Source organism: Bradyrhizobium yuanmingense (assembly GCF_025200905.1).
Taxonomy (GTDB): domain Bacteria; phylum Pseudomonadota; class Alphaproteobacteria; order Rhizobiales; family Xanthobacteraceae; genus Bradyrhizobium; species Bradyrhizobium yuanmingense.
This window is the reverse complement of record NZ_CP104173.1, coordinates 1,049,211-1,066,755: the sequence shown is the minus strand read 5'-3', so window position 1 is coordinate 1,066,755 and position 17,545 is coordinate 1,049,211. Positions and strand designations below refer to the sequence as shown.

General features: G+C 60.6%; 15 protein-coding genes. 8 read left to right on the top strand and 7 right to left on the bottom strand.

Annotation, left to right across the window (positions count from 1 at the left end; genetic code table 11):
* The first annotated feature begins 168 nt into the window (after positions 1-168).
* Positions 169-1,293: an acyltransferase family protein gene (locus N2605_RS05050; RefSeq protein ID WP_260345968.1), complete on the top strand. Its 1,125-nt coding sequence runs from the start codon at positions 169-171 to the stop codon at positions 1,291-1,293.
* Between the two features lie 25 nt (positions 1,294-1,318).
* On the opposite strand, the gene N2605_RS05045 is transcribed toward N2605_RS05050, so the two are convergent.
* A complete protein-coding gene (locus N2605_RS05045; protein WP_225186840.1) occupies positions 1,319-2,785 on the bottom strand; it encodes a lipopolysaccharide biosynthesis protein in 1,467 nt (488 codons plus the stop codon).
* A 123-nt stretch (positions 2,786-2,908) separates the two neighbouring features.
* On the opposite strand from N2605_RS05045, the gene N2605_RS05040 reads away from it, so the two are divergent.
* Complete coding sequence (locus tag N2605_RS05040; protein ID WP_050991696.1) at positions 2,909-3,742, top strand: polysaccharide pyruvyl transferase family protein; 834 nt, start codon at positions 2,909-2,911, stop codon at positions 3,740-3,742.
* Between the two features lies 1 nt (position 3,743).
* Complete coding sequence (locus N2605_RS05035) at positions 3,744-4,856, top strand: glycosyltransferase family 4 protein (RefSeq protein ID WP_260345967.1); 1,113 nt, start codon at positions 3,744-3,746, stop codon at positions 4,854-4,856.
* Between the two features lie 17 nt (positions 4,857-4,873).
* Here the strand turns inward: N2605_RS05035 and N2605_RS05030 are convergent, their stop codons facing one another.
* From N2605_RS05030 to N2605_RS05015, 4 genes are read right to left on the bottom strand one after another with little or no spacing between them, the layout of a single operon-like run.
* The gene (locus N2605_RS05030) at positions 4,874-5,965 is read right to left on the bottom strand and encodes an acyltransferase family protein (protein ID WP_036013946.1); all 1,092 of its coding nucleotides are present in this window, start codon (positions 5,963-5,965) and stop codon (positions 4,874-4,876) included.
* Positions 5,962-7,068, bottom strand: coding sequence for an acyltransferase family protein (locus N2605_RS05025; protein ID WP_260345966.1), 1,107 nt, complete (start codon positions 7,066-7,068; stop codon positions 5,962-5,964). Before N2605_RS05025 ends, N2605_RS05030 begins: the two co-directional genes overlap by 4 nt.
* 9 nt (positions 7,069-7,077) lie before the next feature.
* Entirely contained in the window at positions 7,078-8,415 is a 1,338-nt protein-coding gene (locus tag N2605_RS05020; RefSeq protein WP_225112413.1) for a hypothetical protein, read from the bottom strand.
* Positions 8,416-8,422: 7 nt separating this feature from the next.
* Entirely contained in the window at positions 8,423-9,634 is a 1,212-nt protein-coding gene (locus N2605_RS05015; protein ID WP_225136233.1) for an acyltransferase family protein, read from the bottom strand.
* 592 nt (positions 9,635-10,226) lie between these two features.
* Here N2605_RS05015 and N2605_RS05010 point away from each other — a divergent pair.
* From N2605_RS05010 to N2605_RS05000, 3 genes are all read left to right on the top strand, one after another.
* Positions 10,227-10,793, top strand: a complete 567-nt coding sequence (locus N2605_RS05010) for a hypothetical protein (protein ID WP_225138984.1) — start codon at positions 10,227-10,229, stop codon at positions 10,791-10,793.
* Between the two features lie 31 nt (positions 10,794-10,824).
* On the top strand, positions 10,825-13,056 hold the full coding sequence (locus N2605_RS05005; RefSeq protein ID WP_128262946.1) for a Wzz/FepE/Etk N-terminal domain-containing protein: 2,232 nt from the start codon (positions 10,825-10,827) through the stop codon (positions 13,054-13,056).
* Positions 13,057-13,449: 393 nt separating this feature from the next.
* Positions 13,450-13,737, top strand: coding sequence for a hypothetical protein (locus N2605_RS05000; protein ID WP_225147027.1), 288 nt, complete (start codon positions 13,450-13,452; stop codon positions 13,735-13,737).
* Positions 13,738-13,871: 134 nt separating this feature from the next.
* Here the strand turns inward: N2605_RS05000 and N2605_RS04995 are convergent, their stop codons facing one another.
* Positions 13,872-15,302, bottom strand: coding sequence for an undecaprenyl-phosphate glucose phosphotransferase (locus tag N2605_RS04995; RefSeq protein ID WP_036035390.1), 1,431 nt, complete (start codon positions 15,300-15,302; stop codon positions 13,872-13,874).
* A 151-nt stretch (positions 15,303-15,453) separates the two neighbouring features.
* On the opposite strand from N2605_RS04995, the gene N2605_RS04990 reads away from it, so the two are divergent.
* The gene (locus N2605_RS04990; RefSeq protein ID WP_260345964.1) at positions 15,454-15,801 is read left to right on the top strand and encodes a hypothetical protein; all 348 of its coding nucleotides are present in this window, start codon (positions 15,454-15,456) and stop codon (positions 15,799-15,801) included.
* A gap of 115 nt (positions 15,802-15,916) precedes the next feature.
* Positions 15,917-16,654 (top strand): metallophosphoesterase, encoded by a 738-nt coding sequence (locus N2605_RS04985; protein ID WP_081492935.1) that lies wholly within the window; start codon positions 15,917-15,919, stop codon positions 16,652-16,654.
* 66 nt (positions 16,655-16,720) lie between these two features.
* Here N2605_RS04985 and N2605_RS04980 read toward each other — a convergent pair whose 3' ends face one another.
* Positions 16,721-16,999 carry a hypothetical protein gene (locus tag N2605_RS04980; RefSeq protein WP_036013999.1) on the bottom strand — a complete coding sequence of 93 codons (279 nt, stop codon included), beginning with the start codon at positions 16,997-16,999 and terminating at the stop codon, positions 16,721-16,723.
* Positions 17,000-17,545: the final 546 nt, after the last annotated feature.

Below are 17,545 nucleotides of genomic sequence, written 5' to 3'. Positions count from 1 at the left end.
CGCCTGCCTCATCGATGAGCAAAGGGCTCTCTGCCATCCGCAATTGGATGAGCCCCATGAATTCGGAGGGATCGTCGGGTTGTGCCGCCATCGGCCGCCGCGCTTGCGAACTTGCGTCACAATTCGTCTCTAGAAGAGCGACGAAACGTGCAAGGAAACCGAGCCCCGATGGAAGCCAGTGAAGCAAGACGTTTTGTCGTTCTCGACTTCTACCGCTTCGTCGCCGCGCTCGGGGTCTTCATCTTCCACCTGAAGCTGATCGACAAGGGCATCTCACCGGCCTGGAACGGGTCCTATGGCCTGTTCGTGGACATGTTCTTCATCCTGTCCGGGTTCGTGATTTCCTACTCCTATCCTTCAACCTCGACAGGCCCGCGCTCCTATGCGCGCTTCCTCATTAGGCGGATCGCGCGAATCTACCCCTTGCATCTGCTCACATTGTTGATATTCGCGGTCCTTGCTCTCATGGGCATATCCGGTCCGACCTCGCACGCGAGCTTGACGGATTTCATTCAAAACCTCTTCCTCGTGCAGGCGTGGGGTATTACAGATCATCTCAGCTTCAACTCGCCGGCTTGGTCCATCAGCGCCGAGCTGTTCTGTTACCTATTATTCCCATTGTTCATGCTGCTGGCCGGGAGGATCTCGCCGCTGATGCTGGCGATCATCGTCGCGCTCTCTTACGGCATCCTTGCCCATGCTCACCTGCCGATCTGGCAGGAACGCTCTCAGATGTACGGGGCAACTTTCGATTTCGGGATGTTACGGGCGCTTCCGAGTTTCCTGAACGGGATTCTCCTAACCGTCCTGTTCAGGCTCTCGAGCGGCTATCGCAAGAAGCCGGTTGCATTCGCCGGAATAGCGCTGTTTGCCGTCTCGGTTCTGGTTCTCAACTTCTTTGCCAAGCCCGACCTTGCAATCATACTGTTCTCTCTCGCGATCCTCGTCACAGCCACGGGAGAAAGCGCCTTCGCGCGGTTTCCCGGCTCCGATTGGCTCGGCCGCCTCGGCAACACGTCATATGCCATCTACATGATGCACGAAGTGCTGTTGATCCTGCTCTTCAAGCCGGCCTGGCACTATTTCGGACTTCAGCCAAGCATGTTTCCGGTGTTTGCATTGGTCTGCTGCATCGTTCTGACAGTCGTTGCCGACGTGACATATCGCTACGTCGAAGATCCCGCTAGAAGATTGATCAACCGGCTTGCGCCTGGCGGGGCAAGATCAGCCCGCGTCCCGAAGCCCGAGCCGCTCGATCTTGCCGAGGCCAGACAGGCGGCCAACGCAAGCTAACTGGTGCGTGCAGGCCGAATTCTGGCTAGGTCTTAGACGATCGCCGCACACGACCCCAGACTTCCTGGCATATCCGCACCACGGCCGGCCGGGCGACCGCCATGACAACGGCAAGATAGACCGAAGAACCAAGCAGCACGAGCGCGGAGAGACGCAGCCATGGCGACGTGGCCGGCATGGTAATGGAGGCAGCAACCACCGCGCACGCCATCACCGCGGAGCCCGCAAGTGCCGGCATCAGCGCCGCGGCATAGGGCCTGATGCCGAGCGCCAAGATCCGCATCGAGGCTCCGGCGGACAGTGGATACAGCAACAAGGCGCGAACGACGTAGCCGACAGCGATGGCGATAAGGCCAAATGGCGCAGCGAGGATGAAGATCGTTATGTTCGAAACCGCGTATATCAGCGTCAGCCAAGTCTGCCAGTGCGGTTTGCCGAATGCCAGGATCACCGAGTGATTGTAGAGGCCGATCGTGGTCAAGAACCCGGTGATCGACATGATCGCGAGTAGAGGGGCGGCCTCGCCCCACTTGGATCCGAAGAAACCGACGATGAGATCCGGTGCCAGAGCCGCTATGCCCGCGAAAAGCGGGGCTGTCAGCAGTGACGTGTATTTGACGAAGTCCACCAGCGTCGAACGCGATGCTTCCCGGTCATGCTGGAGGCCAGCGATGGTCGAAAAGAACACGCGGTTCAACGCATTCCCGATCACGGTACTCACGGCGTTGACCAGGCGCTTGGCGAGGCTGTAGAAGCCCGCGCCGGCGGCGCCGGTATACCAAGTGACGAAAATCAGATCGGAATTGGCATTGGCAAAGTTCGTGATTCCCGTCAGCGCCACGTAGCGCGCATAACTCAGGAGATCGATAACAGCCTGCCGGCTGACCCGGAGCCGAGGGCGCCAGGGCGTCAGGATCCAAAGGCTGACCAGCGAGATCAACGAAGTCGAGACGAGCTGTCCGACCAGCGCAACGACCCCGTATCCCTGTATCGCCAGCGCGATCCCTACCGCCCCGCCGATAGAGATTGAAGAAAGCGAACGGATGGCGAGGGATCGAAAGAGTTGATTGCGCGTCAGCCAGGCTTCGTGCGTCCGTGACAGGCCTTGCACGGCCACCACGATGCAAAATCCCTTGAGAACGATGGCAAGATCCGAAAGACCGGAGAATCGTTCGATGGCGCCGCTCGAGGCGAACAGTGCGAGTGCTGCAAACAAGGAGAGGCCCGCGATGAGCCAAAACGAGGCAGTGTAATCCTCATCCTTCGGATCGGGACGCGCCTGGACGGCAATCGCGATGCTCTCGATCAGGACTGCCCGGCAGAACTCGAGCGCCAGCGCTCCCGTTGCCACGATGCCGAGAATCTGCGGCGACAGCAGCCGCGCCATGATCATGTAGATTGCGAGCGTGAGCGCCTGCCCGACCGCGGAATCGAGCGCCGACCAAATGACGCCCGAAACGATCGAGCGCGGCTTGATAATCTCGTGGCGCAATTGGAAGCCTGTCACAATTCGGGGTTAGGTCGACATTCGTCGAGAGCCATTGGCTGCTATGGTCCAATAGTCGCCTTGTTTACGAGGACACTACGGCAAGAAAGCAGCTACATCCGAGGCAGCATGAATTTTCGAGGCAATCTACGACGGCTGATCAACGAGGTCGGCTGCGACTTTATTCATCAACTGCCCTATCCGCACGTGGACTTGTTCTTCTGGCGTCCCGACGATGGAACGATCAATTTCGGTGATCATCTTTCGATCGTGGTCGTTGACCATCTCTTGCGGCAATTCGGCTATACGCTCGCCGATGAGGTGCCGCGGCAAGCGCGCTTGTTCGCGATCGGCTCCGTGCTCCACTACGCGCGAAATGGCGATGTGATCTGGGGAAGCGGCGTAAACGGACGCCCCGGCCAAGGCGACCTCAACCATCGCGTGCAGAATTTGGACGTGCGAGCGGTGCGCGGCCCCCGTACCCGGGAAGTTCTGCAGCGCCGGGGCATCGCGGTTCCCGAAGTGTTCGGAGATCCGGCGTTGCTGCTTCCTCAGCTGTTTCCAAATCGTTTTCGCCCTACTGCCAAGAAGCCGTGGGTGTTTGTTCCGAATTTGCACGATTTGAACATCGTCGACCCTGCCGCCGATACGGTGGTCTCACCGCTGGGATCCTGGAACCGCCGAATTGACGCCATTCTCGAAGCTGAACTGGTTCTGGCCAGCTCGCTCCACGGCATCATCGTCGCCGAGGCATTCGGGATACCGGCTCGATACGTACGGCTGAGCAGCGGAGAGGCCGAGTTCAAGTATCATGACTATTATGAGGGCACCGGCCGGTTCGCCGTCGAGTTTGCGACGAGTATTGACGAAGGTCGCGAGATGGGGGGAGCTGCGCGCCTCAACTTTGATCATCGTGCCTTGATGAGTGCATTCCCGATCGACCTCTGGAGCGGAAAGAACTAACATGGCCAAGCGCCTTCGCGTGGCCATCTACGCGCCGCATTTTGCGGAATATTCCTACCGGCTCGCATCGGGACTGGCGCATCATTGCGACGTTCGGCTTGTGCTCAACCGCAAAGACGCGAACCAGCAATGGGAGCTTGCCGATATCGCTGTGACGGCGCCGTTCGAGACACGGATTCGCGACCTCAGTCTGCGGCGCGGCGGCGCAATCGGCATCCCTGCCTCGTTCATCGACATAATTTCCTTCCGCCCGGACGTGATCCATTGTCACGAAGTTCCCGAGATCTACACGTCCAAGCTGATTCAGCTCCTGCGTCCGCTCGGCATTCCCCTGGTGCTGACCGTTCACGATGCTATCCCGCACTCGGAGGGCGGCTCCGGCACCTCGCCCCGTGAAGATGCCTGGCGCGGGCGCATGCGTGCGGCCGCCTCGATCGTCACGACGCACGGCGAGAGCTGCATTGCAGATTTTCGTCGCGCTTCGCCCGACTTCAAGGGCGAGACGGTTTCCAGCATGCACGGCGTGCTGATGGTTCCGCCGGACAAAAGCTCGTTCACCGAGCCCGAATCCGGACGCATCCTGTTTTTTGGACGGATGTGGGCTTACAAGGGCCTCGACGTCTTCATCGACGCGATCGACATGTTGGCCCAGCGCGGCGTCGCGCATGAAGCGATCGTCGCCGGGCGCGGCCCCGAGATGACACGGCTCGGCGCCCGGATGGAGGCAATGCCGACGGTCAAGACCATCAATGCCTACATTTCGCCTGCGGATACCGGACGTCTATTTCAATCTGCTACGGTGGTTGCCTTGCCCTACAAGGATGCATCACAAAGCGGGGTGCTCGCATCCGCCTATGGGAATGCGCGTCCCGTCGTCGCCAGCGCCACCGGTGGCATTCCCGACGTCGTGACGGACGGCGTCAATGGTCTCCTGGTCCCTCCCGGCGATGCCACTGCGCTCGCCGATGCACTCGAGCGCGTGCTGACGTCGAATTCACTCGCCACAACGTTGGCTGACGGCGCGCGGCAGACCGCGGCCGGCCCTCTGAACTGGGACCACATTGCCGAACGGTTGCTTGGATCCTATCACAGGCTCGCCGGTCGTACCGTGTGAGCGCGACACGCGCTTTCTCAAGCCGATTGCCCCACTTTCAGCGGTCGAAAGAACGTGCTGCGGAACGCGCCGTCCAGCAAGCGCCTCAGCCGGACCTCGATCAGTTCATAGCTGATCGCACTTGCAGCCAGTGACATCACCAACCCGAGTCCGATGAAAGCCGCCCATAGCAGCCAACGGTCGACGCCGGCGGCAACCAGCTTCAGGCCAACCACTTGCAAGGGGAAGAGCACGAAGGGGTGCACGAGATAGAGGCTGTAGCTGATCTTGCCGATATATTGGAGCGCCGGCGTGCTCAGGGCCTTCCCGAGGCCTGATTCCGGGGCGAGCACCATGGCGAACAGCAGAAATCCGGGAATGAGGCCCACGAACGGATGAAACAGCACCAGGCTCGCGTACAGCGCGGCCCCGCAGACGAGCCCTGCGACCAGACCGAGCCGTCCGGGAATGGAAATGCGAAATCCCGTCGCGCTGAACAGCATCCCGATGCAGAAGAACGCGGTGATCGGCCAGCGCATCAGGCAGGCCACGCCCAGCAGGATCAGAGGCGCAGCCAGCAGCCTGCCGCCGGCGCGCCACATCGAGAATGTCAGCGCAAACCAGATGTAGAATGCCCACTCATAGGTCAGCGTCCAGGCATTCTGCTGGGCAATGGGCAGGCCGAGCGCGTCCTGCACGAAGAACAGGTTGGCCGCAAAGATCGCGAGATAGCTGGTGAGATCGATCCCGCGGAAGAACTTGTAGGCCACGATCGGCCCGATCGCGAACAGCGCAAGATGCAGCACGACGAACACCGGCATGATGCGCAGGACGCGGTCGAAGAAGAACCGCGACAGCGAACCGTGGCGTATCAGACTGGCCGGGATCAGGAAGCCGCTGATCATGAAGAACAGCTCGACACCGTGCCCGCCGACATTGATCACCGACTGCAGCCAGGGCCAGAGCGGCGGCAGAAAACCGGGATTCGGGATGTCGTACATGCCTGCCTTCGGCATGTCGTAGAAATGATCCATCAGCACGCTCAGCGCCGCGATGGCACGAAGGCCCTGGACCGAAGGAAGGAACGATCCGTCATAGGCGGCGCCCGGCTGGTGAGGTGCCTTGATCACTCTGCGGCACCCTGGGTGCTGAGCACTGGCTCGAGGACGACAGGCTTTCTTCGCGCGGAGCGGAATCTTTGCCCGAAGGAAATGCTGGGCTTCTCGATGAACGTGTATGTCATCCAACTGACGAGGATCGACAATGCCAGGATGACGACCAGGAAGATCGACCATCCGAGGGGTCCGTCGCCGAACCATACCAGGCGGTGGACGTAGACGATCGCGAACGGCGACATCAGATAGACCGAATAGCTGATCACGCCGACGAATGCCATCGGACGCCAGGCCATCCGTTCGCCGAACACGGCAAAGCCGATGAAGACAAGCGCCGCGGAGATATAGGCCGATCCGATCGAATAACTGTAGAAGAAATTCTCGTGATACACGCCGCCGAACCGGCGGTCGGACAGGGTGGCGGCGAAGACCGCATACAGAAGCGTGCAGACGGTCACATGCGTCCACCGCAGCTTGCCGCCAATGACGGTGTCGCGGATGATCTTGCCCAGGAACATCGCCGAGAGGTTCAAGCCGACCTCCATCACCGAGGAGACTGCCCTGCTCTCAACGAAAAGTGCAGCTGTGGTTCCCACCAGCGCGGCGGCAACGACGATGGTCACCGCCGTGAAGCGCCGGTTGAGCAGCCCCATCGCAAAGAGAATGGTGCATCCGATGTAGAACAAGAGTTCGATCGCCAGCGTCCAATAGAACACCCAGAGATTCGGGACGTTCACGAAAGTCTGCAACATCGTCACGTTAGCGGCGATCTGCCCCAGCGGAAAACTCTTCGAATCCAGCAGCTGCACCGACACGAGCCCGACAACGATCGAAGTCCAATAAGCCGGATAGAGCCGGAAGAAGCGGCTGATCGTAAAATCGCGCACAGGCGTGGCGCTGTCCGGGAAGCTGAACGGAATGACGAAGCCGCTCACGAAGAAGAACAACACGACCCCGAACCGGCCAAAGTTCATGTAGTAGCCGAATATGTCGTGGAGGGGCCCGTAATAGACACCCGTCGGGTGCTTTTCCAGGATGACCTCGAATACGTGCTGGACCAGGACGGCCAGCACGGCAATGCCGCGCAGTGTGTCGATGAATGCGAGCCGTTTATGCATTGTTCGTTCTCACCTGCTTCCGCTCGCCGCCGGTACATCCGGGCGGAAGCCTTCTAATGACGGCATCGGTGGCCGTACGATGATTGGCACGGCGTCGCCCGCCCGCGCGGTGGTCGCGCGCCGCGAGAACACCTCGCTGAAGCTCAACGCGATGATCAGCAGGCCGGACGCCGGGCCGTAATTCAGAACGGTGATCGTGAACAAGTTGACGACGAAGATCAGCGTCAGCTTGTAGACGTCGGTCGTGCCGAACGTCGCCCGGAATACCATCACCATGAATGCGACGAACGGGAGTCCGAACATCAGATACGTGCCGATGTAGAAATTGTCGACGGGAACCCAGAAGGCGGCGAGCGGCGAGAACAGCTTCTGCGGATAGTTGAAGCAGCCCACGCCGCAGCCGGTCACGAGACCAACGGGCATGAGCTGGCTCAGGTAGACGAACGGCAGTTGCCAGCTGTTGTTGATGCGGTCGACGATGCTGAACAGGGTCGTGTGCGGCACCGCGGCGGTACCCGAAGCGAGCACGATCATGAAGAACGGCACCAGGATCGCGGCAAACGACCACAATGCAATGTTCCGTATCGCGGAGAAGCGCGACTTCTCCGGGAGCATCCGCACGAACACCAGCAGAATCAAGTAGAGCACGAGGACGATCATGGTCGTCTTGCTGGTCGTCAGACGGATGATGTAGACCGCAAGAGAGCCGTACAGAAGGCACCAAAGCGTGCTCTTACGGATCGACGTAATTGCGAAGGACACGAGTATGAAGAAGGCCGCCATGGTACTTTCGGCAGCAAAGCCCGTGAGACGCTGATCGTCACCGCCATAGGCCCACCATAAGCGACCCGCCTCACGAACGGCGCCGAAGGACTCATATTTGTATCCGACCCAGGGCATGAAGTAGAATTTCGTCAGCAGCACGCCGATCAGCGAGAGGTAGAACGTCGCGGCGATGACCGACAGCAACTTCTTGTAGGAGCCCAGACTGGTGTCGCAGAAACAAAATCCGACGAACACCGGGAGCATCATCTTAAACGACGACATCGCCGCGTTGACCGTCCCCAGCATGAAGTAGCCGAGCACCAGCGACAGCATGATCTGCACGAGGACAACTGCAGCCATGATACTGCGATTGCGCAAGATGCAATGCACGATGAACTGGACCAGGCACAGAAGCGCAATGCCATCCGGCACGAACCAAAGCGCGTCCAAATGCATGATGCTGGTGTAGTACCGCATCATACCGCCGAAGGCATCCCGGACCAGATAGGCTGCGAGCGCGATCGCCTCGATATTGAGGCTGATCAGCATCATCCTGCGGGGTTGCAGCGCGAAGGTGCTCATGCGCGGCTCAGTTGCTCAGCCGCGCCGATCGGGCGGGGGATGGCGCAAAATCCGGGGGGCTTCCGAATGCATTTCGCAGGAGCCTGCCGCCGGGAATTTCGACATAGAGATAGGTGAGGTGCGAAACCGCGAGCACGGCGGCCAGTGAAACGACGAGATTCAGCGTCGCCGGCAGGCCTGCCCAGATCGAATCCAGGGCGGCGATTCGCCCCGCCCCCACGCCCCGCACGAAGTATTCAGCCAGCAGCACCACGAGCGCGTGCACCATATAGATCGAGTACGAACGACGCCCCAACCAGATCAGCGGCTTGGCCACCAGGATCCGCGGCACCAGCAGCGCATCCGGAAAGGCCAGCAGGCTGCCGAGGAAGATCGCGAACATCACTGGCGCGAGGAAGGTCGCGGCAGGATTGGCCTCAGCCAGGGACACCAGGACGATGCTCGCGATCATGGCGACGAATTGCAATGCGCCCTGCGCGGCAGGCCGCGGCTTGGCCGGCAGGCGATCGACGATCCTCACCATCAAGACGCCCAGGAAAAAGCCGACGAAGCAGCGTAGCAAGCCGAAATCCGTCTGAAGCTCGATGCTCTTCTTTTCGAGCACGAAGATGATGAAGACGAGACTTCCGACCGCGAGCAGCCCGGAGAGGACATAGAACCACGCCAGCGAGCGCATGCGCAGGGCAATGAGAACGATCAGACCAAACACCAGGTAGGTGTAGAACTCAACGCTGATGCTCCAGCTCGGCGCATTCCAGCTGAGATAGTCGATGAACCCCATCGAGTGGAGAAGCAGGACGTTGAGGCCGAAGGAATAGGCATTGTTCACTTCGAACGCCGCAGGCGCGGCGACGACCACCCCCGCCATGACCAGGCCGATGCGCAGCAGGCGAAAGACGAGGTTTGCCAGCAGCATGACGATATGCAGCGGGTAGACTCGCGCCAGGCGCCGTACCATAAATTCGCGCAGCGAGAAGCGCGTGAAGTCGTTCTCGACATAGCTGAGCGCCATGACCATTCCGCTGAGAACGAAGAACAGATCGACCAGCAGCCATGCACTCCTGAAGAAGGAGCAGTTGATCCAGGCGTTGTGCGGGAATGCCGCGAGAAAGGTTGGCATCAGCAGCAGATGGTGGATCACCACGGAAGTCGCGGCGATCCCTCGGATGCTGTCGAGCGGCAGGACGTGCGCCTTCTCACGATGAACCAACTCCGTCACATCAACATTCCGTAGCTGTTGCACCGCAGCAGTGTGTATCAGGTCTCAACGCGTGATCAATCTCTGCAATCGCGGAGCCGCATTCGATGCATGACGACCGACAATAATTTCAAAGCTTGCAGATCATTCGGACATGCGAGCGCCAAGTTCATGCCACTTTTCATCCGACGTGCGCCTGCTTCGGCGCGCAAGCCAATCGGCATGGGATGATTGCGAGTATTTGCGCGCAAAGTGTGCGCGAAATTCGGCACTGTTGCGATCGAGGCCCTTGCAGCACATTGATTGCTGCGTGCCAATGTCGCGCGAAAAAATCTTTCGCCAATGGGAACAATAAACGCGCGTCGTGACTTGTGTCGGTTTTGCGACGAGCGGCTGCGCGAGTGCCCGATATGTTTTCAGGTTGCAACATTCATGGGCGTGATTTGCCGATCTCGCAGGCATTGTAGAACTTGTTTTTGCAACCGGCGAACAAGCGGGCTCGCGTTTGTTTTGTCGCCAGCTTTGCACCAGCTTTTGCGTCGCACAAAAAGATGACACAGTTACCTGTCAAGTTTCGCCTGTTCTCCTATTGCAACAGAAGCAAGGAACACGGATGGGCCGCGGACTAACACGTCGTCATGCGCAGCCGCGATGGCTAGCGATTGTCTTGATTGGTTCTGCGCTGATTGTGTCGAGCGCTGGTGCTTGCCGCGCGCAGTGCGTCGAATTCTCGGACCGCGCCTCGCAACTCGAACTCGACACCTTCGCAAAGTCGCCGTCCTCGCTCCTCGAGCGGTTGCGCAATGACAAGGAGAAGTTGCGGTATTGGCTCGCCCGCTATGTCGCGACGAATCCGTCGGTGCTGCCGTCCGTCCAGACGCTCATCTCGGCGTCGGCTTCAGCCGATCGCTCGTCCATCGGCGCTGCGCTGCGCCTTGCCGAAGCACGTTGCACGTCGACCAAGCCGGACGCCGCGCGCAAGATCAGGGATTTCGTGCAGCGGATCGGCGATCTCAACGTGCAGGCCGGTTATTCCGGCGCCGGAGAGGACAGCTCCGGCGTCCAGGCCCAATCGCAAATCAAGACCTCGCCGCAGCCGGGCCGTGGCGGAGCACTCCTCGAAGGCGAGTGGAGAACCAAGCTGGCCAATCCATTCAAGCCCGTCCCCCTTCCGAATTGATCCATGATCGTCAAAGGCAGCGAATTAGCACATGTACCAGCCTAGGGAACATTTCCAGTCGGGGCACCGATTCGGCATCGAATTCGGCGGGGCGGTCCTCAGCTTCGAGCGCGTGGCCGACGTCCTTCGCCGCCAATGGCCGATCATCGCGGTCTGTACGGGAGCTTCGCTGGCCCTGGTGATCGTCTACCTGGCCATGGCGCAGCCCATGTATACGGCAAATGCCCGCATCATGATGGATACGCGGCAGACGCAAGTTCTGGACAAGGACAGCAACGCCAGCAGCGCCCTGATCGACACGGGCTACGTCGACAGCCAGGTGGAGATCATCAACTCGGACGACCTCATTCTGTCCGTCGTCCGCCGCCTGAAGCTGACAGAAGACCCGGAGTTCAACGGCTCCAAGCCCGGCCTGCTCTCTATCATCATCGGCAAGCTGACATCGCTATTCGGCTCCGGCGAACCAGCAAGCCAGGAGCGAATCGAACATGCAGTCGTCCAGCAGATTCAGAAGAATCTGCGTACGGAGCGCGTGCTGACGACATATGTGCTGTCGCTGAGCTATAAAGCGCGGAGCCCCGACAAAGCCGCCAAGATCGCCAACGCGATCGCCAATGCCTATCTCGTCGGCGCCCTGGAGGCCAAATATCAGTCCACCAAGCGGGCCACCGAATGGCTGCAGCAGCGCAGCCTCGAGCTGAGCGAGCAGGCATCGGCCAGCGATCGCGCCGTCCAGACCTTCAAGGCCGAGAACAACATCGTCGGAACCAGCCGCGGCCTGATGTCCGAGCAGCAATTGTCGGACCTCAACACGCAGCTAGTTCAGGCGCGGGCTGCGACCGCCGAAGCCAAGGCCCGGCTTGACCGGATCGACACGATCTCCGATCAGGATGTTGCGCAATCAACCGTGACGGACGCCCTCAACAACTCGGTGATCACCCGTCTGCGCGCTCAATATCTCGACCTACAGGCCCAATATTCCGACTGGTCCAGGCGCTACGGCAAGACCCACCTTGCGGCAGTCAATCTGGCCAACAAGATGGACGAGCTGCGCAAGAACATCGCCGACGAGGTGCGTCGGATCGCAGACGCCTATCGCAGCGACTACGAGATCGCGAAGAGCCGGGAGGCCTCGCTCGAGAAGAACGTAAAGGACCTCGTCGCCCAGGCCGGCAACAAGGGCCAGGCCGAGGTCAAGCTGCGCGATCTCGAAAGTGCCGCCGACACCTACCGCAATCTCTACAACAACTTCCTGGAAAAGCTGCAGAGCGCGACGCAGAACCAGAGCTTTCCCCTCAGCGAGGCCCGCCTCATCAGCACCGCCACCAAGCCGGACCGCAAGAGCTCGCCGCGAACGGTCCTCGCCCTCGTGGGCGGCCTGGTCGGCGGCCTCTGCCTCGGCTTCGGCGCGGCATTTGCGCGTGAACTGCTGAGCGACGTGCTGCGGACCCCCGGCGAGGTCGAGGATGAGCTCGGCGTGAAATGCCTCGGCGTGCTGCCGGACATACGTCCGCCGACGACGGCCGGCGCGTTGCTCTCGACGTCAGCGAAGACCGGCCCTCCCGATCTCTCCCGCTACGTCGTCGATCATCCGTTCTCACGCTTTGCCGAGACCTTGCGCAACATCAAGGTTTCGATCGACGTCGCGCGTCTGACCCGCGAGATCAAGGTGATCGGCATCGTCTCCTCGCTTCCAAAGGAGGGCAAGACGACGGTGGCCGCCAATTTCGCGCAGCTGATCGCCCTCACCGGGCATCGCACGGTTCTGATCGACGGCGATCTGCACACGCGCTCGCTGACGCGGGAGCTCGCGCCCAACGCCAAGACCGGCCTCGTGGAGGCTCTCAACGATCCCGCGAACCTCGGCTACCACGTGCAGCGAAGCAAGGAGACGGGACTGGATTTCCTGCCCTCCGTAGTGGCCTCGCGCATGGTCAATTCGGCCGACGTCATCGGATCCAAGGCAATGGCCGAGCTGCTCAAGGTGCTGAGGGAGCACTACGAGTACATCGTGATCGATCTCGCCCCGGTGATGCCGGTGGCCGATTCCAAGGCCGTCAGCTTCCTGATCGACGCCATGGTCTACGTGATCGAATGGGGCCAGACCACGCGAACCGCTCTGCAGGAGTCGGTTTCGGGTTCGGAAGTCCTCCAGAAGAAGCTGATCGGCGCCGTGCTCAACCGCGCGAACCCGAAGATGCTCAAGCGCATCGAGGCCTACAAGGGCAAGCACCACAACAGCTATTACGTCGAGCACGCCTAGGCGGAGGCGAGGCGCCGCTCCCACTGAACAACTGGAATGAGCTCGGGCCCGTTGCCGATTGGCAGCGGGCCTTATTCGTGCTTGGCGGTCGCTTGAAGGGCATCCCGTGCGCCCTCGCGCACGGACCGAGATGCGGCAAGCGCTCCGGACCTGCTCGCGGGCTCCGTATTCGTCCGGAATCCACAACTTGCAGTTATTGCTCTAGCCAAAAGCAAGGATTGACGGATACGGTGGTCGCCAAGAGAGTGCGCTTTTGGGCCATCGTCCATCGATAAGACGAGACAATCCGAGCCTTGAGGCCTGAAAATGCCGAAACTTTAGGCATCTTTCTTTCTCCGTTCCCCGGGGCTAATCTCGGCTCATTACTCGCAGTTATTTTTCCGGTAGGCTCGGATGCTGATCGTCCTGACGATTTTGACTATTTGGGTCCTGCTCAACATCCTGTTCGTGTTGATCGTGGTCCCTCCACGCAAGCCGCTCCGCCACCCCATGGCGACGACGCTCTCACCCGCGCCCATCGACCCGAGCCGGCGCCAGATCGAGCAGGACGAGCCTTTCTCGATCCGCCATGTCATCGTCTCCGTCGCAATGGGAGCCTTCTTCGTGCTCGTGCCGCCGCTGCTCGCGCTGCGCGATGCGATCATGCGGCTCTTCCGCAGGCCGCCGCGAAGTGGAACCTGAGGCCCCGGGACGGAGGTTTCCGGCGATTGAGAGATCGAGCGGCTAAAGCGCGATACGATTAGGATGAATCGCCATCGCGCCTTTAGGAGCATGATCTTTTCGGAGAACCGCTACGCACTTTTCCGGATCATGCTCTAATAGGCCTCCTGGAACATCACGGCGGACGCGGTGCGGGCCATGATCTTCAGGTCGAGCCAGATGCTCCAATTGCTGACGTACCAGACGTCGTACTCGACCCGCTTTTCCATCAGATCGATCGTTGGCGTTTCGCCCCTGAATCCGTTCACCTGAGCCCAGCCCGTCAGGCCCGGCTTCATGTGATGGCGGTAGACATACTTGCTGATGAGCTCGTCGTAGTAATTGTCATGGGCGAGCGCGTGCGGACGCGGTCCCACCAGCGACATGTCCCCCCGTAGCACGTTCCAGAGCTGCGGCAGCTCGTCGATGCTGGTCATGCGCAGGAAGCGCCCGATCTTGGTGACCCGGGCATCCCCCTTGGTCGCCTGGGTCACCGTCTCGCCATTCTCGGCAACCGTCATGGTGCGGAACTTCCAGATCTCGAACGGCTTGCCGTTGAAGCCGCGGCGCGACTGCCGGAATATGACGCTTCCCGGCGAATCCAGCTTGATCAGCACGGCTACGGTCAGCAGCAGCGGCGTCAGCAGCACGAGCGCGAACAGAGCGACGCCGACGTCGAGACAGCGCTTCTGCAGCCGCTCGAGAATGGTGAGCGGCGGCCGCTGGATCTCGACCGCGACGGTTCCGCTGACCGGCAGGAACGGACGGGTCACGAGGTCGGCAACTGAATCGTCCGGCAGCAGGCGAATCGGCTGCGGAACGGCGCGCAAATATGGCCCGAGCTTGCGCAGCATCGGCAATTCGTTCCAGTCGATCGCGAGCAGATATTCATCGACATCGGCCGCGCGCGACTGACGGATGACGTCGCGAATCTGCCGCTCCCATTGGCCGTCATCCCGGTCCTCTCCGAGCACGAAATGGCGCATGACGTCGAAGCCGTTCCTGCGCAAATCCTTGAAGCGGCTCGAGGTGAAGTCGAGCGGCTTCAGGCTGAGCAGGATCACCTTGCGGTCGACCAGGCGGCTTCTCGCAAAGCTCGTGCCGAACACGGCCTGCCAGACGAAGCGCAGGCTGATCAGACCGAGCCCGCCGATCACGGCGAAGACGATGACGGTGCCGCGCGACAGATTGTCCGTCGATTTCAGCAGGAAGGCCGCGACGGCGAGGATCGTGAGCGACGTCAGCCAGATAAAGGCCGCCATTCGAAGCTGCCAAACCAGATTGAGCAGGCGGTGCGTGGAATAGACGTCCCGGAAATAGGCGATCCCGACGAACACCACACCGACAAACAATCCGGCTCCCACCGATGCACCGTCGGGCGGCGATGCGACCACCACGCCATACAGCGAAGCTCCCGCCGCGTAGCTCAGCAGGATCAACAGAAAGTCAGCAGCGATGACGACGACCTGAAAGGGCCTCTGAAGCGCACTGCCGCGCGCAGATGACAGCGCATGAGCGCTTTCAGAACCGTAAGTTGCAACAGCCATTCGAACCTCTGCGTATCGAGAGAGTGCCTGACGCTCATCGTGATGCTGAAGACTCGTCAATTCCCCGCACGGAAAGTGTTGGTCGATCGCAGCGACATTGTGGCGCTGCACGCGAAACTTTTGCGGCGCACGGACGATGTGTCGCGTTGAGATGCGCGGCGAAATTCGGCGCGCTGAAAATGTCGTCACAGTGCTGACATACGAGCGAACGAACTGCCCTATTTTGAATCAAGTTCCGCATCCGATGCGACGCTATCGTTGCACGAGCGGCTGTTCGCTCAAGTTTGAGGCGCTGCCTGCTGCTGACGAACGCAATATCGGATCACTCGCGAGAGTTTCATCGGATTTCTATCTGTGGCTGTATGTGAGAATCTGCGGCGAGTCATGCAGACTTGCCGCGCGCTTCGAGGCAGCAATGCAATTCCCGCGGCCCCATCTCGTTCCTGCCACCATTGAAAACAAACTCGGCAAAAAATGCCGTGCCCTTCTTTTGGCGTGATCGGGACCGACAACGAGCTGCGGCCCCACGGAACTCGCGTTGTTCGCGTTGGATGGACGCTCTCCGGTGCCGGTGACTTGGGGATATTTTTCCGACCACCCGATCGATGAGCGCCATGAAATCTTTCGCGCGATCCCACCCGTCGCTTCCCAAACCGCAATTGCCGGACGGCGTCCGCATTTACGCGATCTCGGATATCCACGGCTGCGCGCATCTGCTCGAGCCCATGCTGCGGGTGATCGACGCCGACGTTGCGCGCAGCCGGCCGCGCTATGCCGTCGAAGTCTTCATGGGTGACTACATCGATCGCGGCCCGGATACGCGTTCCACCCTCGACATCCTGGTCGAGCGGAGCCGCCGGGGAAATGCGGTCTTCCTCAAGGGCAACCACGAGGCCTTTCTGGTGAGGGTGTTCGAAGACCCTTCATTGTTCGAGGACTGGATCGCCTTCGGCGGGACCCAGACATTGATGTCCTACGGGCTTGCTCCACCCGATCTCAGGCGCGACGAGCCGGCATCGATCCTGCGCGACTTGATTCGCGCCATGCCGACCGAGCATCTGGAATTCCTGGACAATCTGCGGCTGAGCTTCAGTTGCGGAGACTTCTTCTTCGTCCACGCCGGCGTTCGCCCGGGCGTGCCGCTCGCCGAGCAGACCGAGCGCGATCTGCTCTGGATTCGCGAGGAATTCCTGCAGAGCGAGGAGCAGTTCGGCAAATATATCGTCCACGGCCATACGCCGGTCCGCAGCGCCGAACTACTGGCCAACCGCGCCAATATCGACACCGGCGCCTATGCGACCGGTAACCTCACCCTGATGAGCATCCAGGGAAGCCGCATGCTCGCGGTGTGATGAGCTTCAGCCTCCTGCCACCGATGCGCGAGACCGTCTCAGGGAGGGAATAAACGTCCGCAATTTCTAGTTGAGCAACGTCGGCTGCGCCGGCCGCGCACGCGTCTGGGCCATCCAGTCGCTCCAGGCTCGCTCGTGCTTGACGTAGAGCTCCACCCAACGTTCGCCATGCCTGGCCTCTCGGACGCGCGCCGCCTCCCCGAGCAGCTCGGCGCCGGGACGGGTGTCCGGCTTGTCCAGCGCTTCGAACTCGATCGTTTCCGAGATCGTCAGACCGACAAGCACGCGCTGTCCGGCGCCGTCCACGATGTAGCGTCGCGGCGCATCCTTCTTGGGCTCACTCATGTCGTCATGTCCGATCGGGTTCAGTGTGAAGCTGGATACCGTCATCGAATGGGACGATGCCTAGAAGGCTCGCCGGGCGTGGCCGAACGTCGAGGTCGGAGCGGGCCGCGAGGCCCGGCGCGAGGCGCTGCTAGATGAGCTCACGGTTCTTCGTTGGACGCGCCAGGCGCGTAGCGCGTATCCGAGAATGAGACCAGCGCCGAAAATGGAAGCAGAGACAAACGCAGAAGTCATGAGAGTCGTCCTGGGAATCGTCCTGGATCGTGCGCGTCCTATCAAGAGTGAGCAGTGTGTCGACATCATGGTTCTCGAGGATTCACGAGCGCCGAAAAAATGTTCAAGGTTCGGTCTCCTTTGCATGCATGCCGCGCACGCGGCAACGCTGCAAGCCTCTGCCTGATCTCGTCTCGGCCGGAGGTGATCATCGAACACTCTCTATATATGACGACCACATATCTAAGAGACGTTCTCGCAGCTCAATGCATCAAGGTCCGTCGCGGTCGATCCGACGCGCCTCGGCGAGACCATGCGCCCCTGCAACCGGAA

Coding starts and splice junctions, on each gene's coding strand:
- N2605_RS05035 (WP_260345967.1), top strand. CDS start 3,744: ATGGCCAAGCGCCTTCGCGTGGCCATCTACGCGCCGCATTTTGCGGAA.
- N2605_RS05050 (WP_260345968.1), top strand. CDS start 169: ATGGAAGCCAGTGAAGCAAGACGTTTTGTCGTTCTCGACTTCTACCGC.
- N2605_RS05025 (WP_260345966.1), bottom strand. CDS start 7,068: ATGCATAAACGGCTCGCATTCATCGACACACTGCGCGGCATTGCCGTG.
- N2605_RS05005 (WP_128262946.1), top strand. CDS start 10,825: ATGTACCAGCCTAGGGAACATTTCCAGTCGGGGCACCGATTCGGCATC.
- N2605_RS05000 (WP_225147027.1), top strand. CDS start 13,450: ATGCTGATCGTCCTGACGATTTTGACTATTTGGGTCCTGCTCAACATC.
- N2605_RS05010 (WP_225138984.1), top strand. CDS start 10,227: ATGGGCCGCGGACTAACACGTCGTCATGCGCAGCCGCGATGGCTAGCG.
- N2605_RS05020 (WP_225112413.1), bottom strand. CDS start 8,415: ATGAGCACCTTCGCGCTGCAACCCCGCAGGATGATGCTGATCAGCCTC.
- N2605_RS04985 (WP_081492935.1), top strand. CDS start 15,917: ATGAAATCTTTCGCGCGATCCCACCCGTCGCTTCCCAAACCGCAATTG.
- N2605_RS04980 (WP_036013999.1), bottom strand. CDS start 16,999: ATGAGTGAGCCCAAGAAGGATGCGCCGCGACGCTACATCGTGGACGGC.
- N2605_RS05040 (WP_050991696.1), top strand. CDS start 2,909: ATGAATTTTCGAGGCAATCTACGACGGCTGATCAACGAGGTCGGCTGC.
- N2605_RS04990 (WP_260345964.1), top strand. CDS start 15,454: ATGCGCGGCGAAATTCGGCGCGCTGAAAATGTCGTCACAGTGCTGACA.
- N2605_RS04995 (WP_036035390.1), bottom strand. CDS start 15,302: ATGGCTGTTGCAACTTACGGTTCTGAAAGCGCTCATGCGCTGTCATCT.